The following is a 7088-nucleotide window of genomic DNA, read 5'->3' as shown; positions in this document are numbered from 1 at the left end:
GGGACGCAGACAGTAGGGTCGCCTTTTCTTTGCTTACTTTCTTTTGGCGAAGCAAAAGAAAGTAAGTCCGCCGCCGGGCGGATATCCCGGCCTCGGGAAAGAAAACGACCGACAGAAGTCATTCCCCACCCCCCAAAAACAAAGCCTCGAACTCCCCATCCACCGGCAACCCCGCAACAACCATTCGAACAGTCCCTTCAGCGCCCGGATCGCCCATCCACAACGACCCCCCAGCCCCCGGCAAAACCAGCGACTCCACAGCATCAGCGTGCACATCACCGGCAGCAGCAGCAACAAACAACCGCTCAAGCACAGCATCGAACCGCAGCGCATCCAGATCCCCCTCAAGCCCTTCCAACGCAGCCCGCGTGCCAAGCGCCCACCACGTCAACGCACCCTGCAGCGCATCCCCTCGCAGAACCTCACCCACAGAAGCATCAAGCGCTACAGCAATAGTGAACGGAAAGTACCGCCCCACCCCATCCACCGAAGGCATCAACACGCCGATCCAAGCGCCCTCGCCGGCAACCTGCGGACCCAAGGCGAAACACCAGATCGGCGCTTCAAGGTAATGCGAAGTCCAGTCGTCATGCCGATCCTTCAACCGCGCCAACCCGCGCTGCAGCCACTGGTCCCACACCGAACGAAAAGACTCAGGCAAGCGCCGGTGCGCAAAGTCCCCCATACCCGGCAACTTGCCGAACCATCCGGGCAATGCAGAAGAAGAAGCAGAAGGAAAAGCGGCTGCGTCGCTCACAACCCCTCCGGACAAGAAAACTCACGCAGTTCCTTCAGGCGAATGGGATGCTGCACGCTGTTCGTCGTCACTTCGAAGCGCGTCTTGCGCGGACCGACCTGGAAGGTGATAAAAAACTTTTCGGGCGCATCGCCGGCTTCGAGCTGACCGTCGTCGAGCGCGCGGAACAGCGCCCACGGCCCATCGACCGCGGAACCCGAGCTGCCGGTGGTCGAAGGCGGGCTCACCTGGATGCGCACCTGGTTGCTGCCCTTCGGCCCGGGCCATTGCACGGCCATGGGCACCACGGGCCCGTGCGCGTACTTCACGAGTTGGCCGTCCACGTCCAGAATGAATTGCGTGATGCCCGCGTCCATCTCCACCGGCTTGAAGTCCAGCCGCATCGAAGGGCCGCGGCCGCCGCCGCGGAAGAAGATGTCCTTGATGCGCGCGGCGCGCTCGAACTGCGCCAGCGCCTGCGTGGTGACGGCGCCGCGCTCGGCCACGGGCTTGTAGCGCCACGGCTTGGTGCTGGTGTCGACCAGCGCGGCCAGCCGCTTCTGGAAGAAGTCGTCCATCAGGCCGCCGGCACCGAACATCTGGCCGAAGTCTTCGGGCAGCACGTCGCGCTTGCTGCTGCCCACGAAGGGGTAGCGGCCCGCAATGGCGCGGTTGCAGAACTCGGTCACGGGACGCAGGTCCTGGCTCAGGTTGCCGCGCTCGGCCACCTGGGCCTGCGCCGCGCCCGACTGGCTCAGGTTCTCGACCATCGTGCGCACCGGCTCGGGCAGCCGGCCCGCGTCGGACTTGAGCTTGCCAGCCACGTCGCCGGGCGGCGGCGAGGTGCGGCCCTTCACGGCTGTGTCGACCGCATTGAGGTACACGTACACCTCGTTGAAGAGCTTGAGCGCATCGTCGATGGGCGCGGGCTGGTTGGGCGCAACCGGTGTGACCAGGCGGCGCAGCGGCTCGAAGCGGTCGTCCACGATGCTCTCGATGCGCTTACCGCTGGCCGCGGCCTTGTTCGGGTCGCCGCCGAACAGGTCTTCCAGGCCCTTGCGGGTGTTGGCGACCGTGGCCGTGGCCTTGCTCACCACGTCCTTGGGCTGGTCGGCCGGGATGAGCGTGGTTTCCTTCACCACCGCGCGCAGGAAGTTCGCCAGCGGCGATCCCACGCCGGAGAGGATGCGCGCGGCTTCGATGTTCTTCTCGAGCCCGGTGGCGCGGATCAACCGCACGTCGGCCAGCAGCGTCTCCCACACTTTGACGTATTCCGCCAGGTAGAGCCGGCGCACGCGGTCGGTCAGCGCGCCAAGGGCGGCCACGTCGCGCATGCGATCGGCGGCGCCGCGGTCTTGCCCGAGCACCCACGGGTCTTCCTGCGCGAGCAGGCCGGTGAGCACCGTCACTTCGTTCTGGAAGCGCTTGTGATAGCCGTCGTAGGTGAACATGCCCGGCACGCCTTCGGTCAGCGGCTTGCCGCTGATGCGCTCGAACACCAGCGGCGCCGAGGGGCCCGCGGCGGTGGCGATGCTGAAGCCTGGAATGTCCTTGGTGGCGCGCTGGCGCTTGAGGCGGCTGAACACGCGCTGCTCCAGCGGGTAGCTCGCAAGCACGGCGCGCACGCTGCGCACCAGGTTCTCGTCCATCTTGAGCGGCGAGCGCGGCGGGCCCTGGGCGATGAGCACATCGAGCTGGTCTTCCAGCGCCTGGCGCTGGTCTTCGGGAATGCCGCGGTCGAGGCTGCGCGCCCAGTCGAGCGTGATCCAGGCCTTGAGCGCCTCGGCATCGAAGTGCTCAGGCTGGTAGAGCATCAAGTAGCTCTTGAGCGCCTCGTACGTGTATTCGAGGTTGTCCTTCTGCGCGGTGCGCAGCTGGTCTTCGATGCGCTTGGCGATCTGCGGCAGAAAGGCGTCGTTGAGCGCGCGCTGGTGCGTGAGCATGGCGGCGGCGTCGAGCTTGTCGCCCTGGTAGAGGCCGAGCGTCATCGACAGCGGCTCGTCGCCCTGCCGGTTGTCGGGCGTCTTCCAGATGTCGCGCAGGCCCTGCAGCACCGGCGCCACCTCGACCAGGTTCTGCACCCGCGAAGGCAGGGCCGCGAGGTTCTGGCGCGCGGGCTCGACACGCGCCTCGACCGACTTCAAGTAGTTGACGTTCTGCAGCGTGCTGTAGCCCCAGCTCGCGAGCAGCGCGAGCGTGACCAGCGTCATGGCCGCCACGCCGGCCATGCGCAGGGCATGGCGCCGACGCTCGAGCTTCACGTTGGCACCGGCCAGGCGCTGCTCGGGAAACACCACCTCGCGCAGCAGCGCGGTGAGAAAGTAGCTGCGGCCGCTCGACTTCTGCGGCGCGAGCATGGCGCGCTCCAGGCCGAAGCTGCGCGCGAGGCTGCCCATCACGCGGTCGATCGGGCTGCCCTCTTGCGTGCCGCTGGTGAAGTACACGCCGCGCACCCACGGCGGCTGCGCAAAGCGCGAGCCGGTGAACACCTGGTCGAGCAGGTCGGACAGCATCGAGCCGATGGAACCGAACTGCGCCGGAAAGCCGAAGATCGCTGCGCGGCGCGTGCCGTCGGTCTCGCGCTGCATGCGCGCAATGAGCCCGTCGTTGACGCGGTTGTGCAGCAGCGCGAACTCGCGGTTGAAGGCGGTGGAAAGGCCCTTGTCGTCGGCTTGCACGTTCTCGTCGGCCGGCAGCGTAAAGCCGAAGACCTGCGCGCGCTGCTCCTTGCCCAGGTCATCGAAGTAATCGGTGAAGCCGTAGAGCAAGTCGCTCTTGGTGACGAGCACGTACACCGGCAGCCGCGTGGTGAGCTTCGCATCGAGTTCGAGCAAGCGCGCGCGAATCGACGCCGCCAATTGCGTGCGCTGCTCGGGCCCCTGGCTCAACAAGTCGGCCACGCTCACGGTCAGGAACACGCCGTTCAGTGGGCGGCGCGGGCGCGCCTTCTTGAGTAGGCCCAAAAAGCCTTCCCACGCGCTCTTGTCTTCCGACTGGTGGCTGTCCTGCGTGGTGTAGCGGCCGGCGGTGTCGATGAGCACGGCCTCGTCGGTGAACCACCAGTCGCAATTGCGCGTGCCGCCCACGCCGCGAATGGCGCCGGGGCCGAACTTCTCCGCCAGCGGAAACGACAGGCCCGAGTTGACCAGCGCCGTGGTCTTGCCCGCGCCCGGGGCGCCGATGAACACGTACCACGGCAGGTCGTACAGGTAGCTGCCGCCGGAAATGGAGAGCCAGTCGCGCCAGCCCGGCTTCTTGCCGGCCGCATGCAGGCGCATCTGCTTGAGCGTGGCTACGGCTTCGCTGAAGCGCGTGTCCAGGATCTTCTGTTCGCCATTGACCGGTGCGTCGCTCTTGGCGGCCGGCGCCTTCATGAGGCCGTCGGTGAGGTGTTGGCTCGCACGGCGCGCGCGCCAGCGGCGGTAGAGCGCGCGCAGCACCACGATGAGCACGATGGCGCCGATCACCAGCGCGCGCACGAGCTCGCTTTCGAGCGGCGCCCACGCGCCGATCTTCACCAGCGGTCCGATCCACCAGATCAACAGCGAGACGATGACCAGCGCCAGGATGGTCAGCAGCACCGGACTGAACAGGAAGCCGAAGATTTTCTTGATCATTTCGTCACTCCCGCCGAAGCGACCCTGTCCGGCTCGGACAACAGCACGATGTCGACGCGCCGGTTGCGCGCGCGGTTGGCCGGCGTGTCGTTGGCGGCCACGGGCTCGGCGTCGGCCTTGCCGTCGGAGCGCATGCGCGCCGGCTCGACCAGCGTCGTGAGCGAGCCCTTCACCGCGTCGGCACGCGCGGCCGACAGATGCCAGTTGGACGGATAGCGCAGCGAACGGATCGGCTGGTTGTCGGAGTGGCCGGTGATCAGCACCTCGCCTTTCACTTCGGCCAGTGCCTGGCCGATGCGGCGCAGCACCGGCAGCGATGCGGCCATCGGCTCGGCGCTGCCGGAGCCGAAGAAGGAATCGCCGCGCAGGCGCACCACGCTGCGGTCGGCCTCGTCGGTCACGGTGACGAGGCCTTGCTTGATCTCAGGCTCCAGAAAGCGCGCGAGCCGCGGCGTCTTGGCCGGCGCGGCGGGCGGCGCGATCTGGAGGTTGGGCACGCGCAGGCCCGACACCGCGGCATAGGTGGTGTCGGAGCGGTAGTTGAGCGTGAGCCGCAGGCCGAACCAGGCCAGCGCAAGCAGCAGCGCGAAGCCGGCCGCGAACACCCACAGCGGCAGCGATTCGCGCAGCCGCACGGTTCCCGCGCCCTGCCCGCGCCAATGCGGCGAAAGATCCGCTTCGAGCGGCGGGCGGTCCTTGGCGATGAGGTCGGCCAGGCGCTGGCGCACCTGATCGAGCTGGGCGCGGCCGTTGTCGACCACGCGGTAGCGGCCTTCGAAACCGAGTGCGAGTACGCTGTAGATGAGCTCCAGCAGCTGGCGGTGCGTGGGCACGTCCTGCGCGAGCTTGGCGAGCAGCTGGAACACTTTTTCGCCGCCCCAGGTCTCATTGTGGAACTGCACCAAGAGGCTCTGCTTGTTCCAGCCAGCCTGCACGCCCCACGGCGTGTTGGCCACAGCTTCGTCCAGTGCCGTACATAGCACGTAACGCGCGGCCAGCACCGACTCGTTGCTGACGCCGGTGCGGCGCGCGGCGGCATCGAACTGGTTCACCGCGTCGGCCGTGGAGGCGCGCAGGGCCGGCACATTGGGCGGCTGCACCAGGTTGCGCAGCTTGCCGATCAGCACCAACAGCTTGCCCGCCGCCGAAACCAACGGATTGAGCAGCCCGATTTCACCGAGCTCGACCGCGGGCGTCGGATCCGCGCCGCCGAAGAAAGGCGCAGGCGCGGCAGCAGGCGGCGGCGTGCCGGCCGGCGTGCGCGGCTTGGGCTTGATGACCGTGCGCTCCGACTCGAAAGCGGCGAAGGGGTCTGGTGTGGTCATGATGGTGTTCCGTTTCCGTCAGCCCGATGGGGCTAGGAACGAATGGCCCAGAACGCGAGGTCGAGGCCGGGAAAGTCGCCCGCGATGTGCATCGCGATGCCGCCCGATTGCTCCAGCTGGCGCCACAGATCGCTGTTGCGCGTTTCGAGCTCGAAGTAGTTGGCGCCGGTGTGGAACGGAATCTGTCGCGGCGCCACCGGCATCGGCGTGAGCGTGACGCCCGGCAGCGCCAGGTTGACCAGGTCGCGGATGCGCTCGACCGGGCCGATCTTCACCTGCGTGGGGAAGCGCGCGCGCAGCGCTTCGCTCGGCATGTTGGCATTCACCGCGAGCACGAAGGTCGCCTTGCGCTGCAGCTCCACGTCGGTGACCATCGCCACGCGCACACCGTGCTTGCGATCGTGCAGCTCGATGCGGATGGCCGACTGCTCCAGCACCATCGAGAGGCTGCGCCGCAAATCGTCCATCACCGGACGGAAGCTCAACGCCAGATCGTCGTGGATGTAGGGGCCGAACCGCGTGACGCGGCGCGAATCGCGAAAGCTTGCAAGGTCGCCGGCGAGCCCGAGCGCGTGCTCGAAAAAATGCTGCGGGTGCAGCATGGCGCTCTTGGCCAGGTGCGCGAAGACGGCTTCGTTGCGGTTGACCGTCTGCAGCAGCATGAAGTCCGCGATCTCGGCCACGCCGCCGGTGCCGCCCTGCGTCATGCGGCCGGCCAACGCCTCGCCGCGCTGGCGCATAAGGCCCAGCAGTTCGTCGAGCCAGGAACGGATCACGGCATGGCCCGCCACGTCGAGCAGCGGCGGCAGCATGGCGCGGTCGAGCTGCACCTGGTTGTCGACGCGGCGCTCGAGCACCCGGGCGACGCCCAGCGTGGTCCAGGCATCGGTCGCTTCGCTGGCGCGCATCAGGCGGGTATGAAGCTGGCCCAGTTGCAGCATGGCGGTGCGCTCGCCGGCGGTGTTGGAGTCCGGCACTTCGGACTCGAGCACGCGGTGGCGCACCAGCTCTTCGTACTCTTCGGCGTCGGCCTCGCGGGCCCCGGCCCGGCGCACGGGCAGTGCCAGCATCACGGCCTCGTCGCGCATGGTGGGCGGAATGTCGATGGGTTCGGGCAGCGGATCGACCGCCGGCATGTCGAACACCGTGCCGTCGCCGAAGATGCCCACCGCGCGCACCAGCGCCAGCTTGCCCAGTGTGAGCGCGGCCTGATCGATCTCGATCTCCGCGAAGCCCCACGCATAGGGCGTGGTGGAACGCAACAGCACATGCCGCGCATGGTCGCCATGACGCTCGCTCTGCTGCAGGTGCTGGGGCTGCAGCAGCATCCCCTCGCTCCAGACCACTTTTGTTCGCCAACTCATCCGCACTCCGTCAAAGGCAAGGGCTGCCCGAAAGAAGCACGGAGTT

At 67.6% G+C, this 7088-nt stretch carries 4 protein-coding genes; all 4 read right to left on the bottom strand.

The features are described from left to right. Positions 1–118: 118 nt before the first annotated feature. The 4 genes from tagF to tssK are packed head-to-tail and all read right to left on the bottom strand — an operon-like array spanning position 119 to position 7042. The gene (tagF, locus tag ASC78_RS11745; protein ID WP_055801030.1) at positions 119–757 is read right to left on the bottom strand and encodes a type VI secretion system-associated protein TagF; all 639 of its coding nucleotides are present in this window, start codon (positions 755–757) and stop codon (positions 119–121) included. Beyond that, a complete protein-coding gene (tssM, locus tag ASC78_RS11740; RefSeq protein ID WP_055801027.1) occupies positions 754–4353 on the bottom strand; it encodes a type VI secretion system membrane subunit TssM in 3600 nt (1199 codons plus the stop codon). The genes tagF and tssM overlap by 4 nt, the downstream gene beginning before the upstream one ends. Beyond that, positions 4350–5678 (bottom strand): DotU family type VI secretion system protein, encoded by a 1329-nt coding sequence (locus ASC78_RS11735; RefSeq protein WP_055801024.1) that lies wholly within the window; start codon positions 5676–5678, stop codon positions 4350–4352. Before ASC78_RS11735 ends, tssM begins: the two co-directional genes overlap by 4 nt. A gap of 32 nt (positions 5679–5710) precedes the next feature. Further along, positions 5711–7042, bottom strand: coding sequence for a type VI secretion system baseplate subunit TssK (gene tssK / locus ASC78_RS11730; RefSeq protein WP_055801021.1), 1332 nt, complete (start codon positions 7040–7042; stop codon positions 5711–5713). Positions 7043–7088 lie beyond the last annotated feature (46 nt).

Origin of the sequence: Variovorax sp. Root318D1, assembly GCF_001424835.1 — a bacterium.
In the GTDB taxonomy this organism is placed as follows: Bacteria; Pseudomonadota; Gammaproteobacteria; order Burkholderiales; family Burkholderiaceae_C; genus Variovorax.
This window is presented reverse-complemented; position numbering and strand designations above follow the sequence as displayed.

Coding starts and splice junctions, on each gene's coding strand:
- tssM (WP_055801027.1), bottom strand. CDS start 4,353: ATGATCAAGAAAATCTTCGGCTTCCTGTTCAGTCCGGTGCTGCTGACC.
- ASC78_RS11735 (WP_055801024.1), bottom strand. CDS start 5,678: ATGACCACACCAGACCCCTTCGCCGCTTTCGAGTCGGAGCGCACGGTC.
- tssK (WP_055801021.1), bottom strand. CDS start 7,042: ATGAGTTGGCGAACAAAAGTGGTCTGGAGCGAGGGGATGCTGCTGCAG.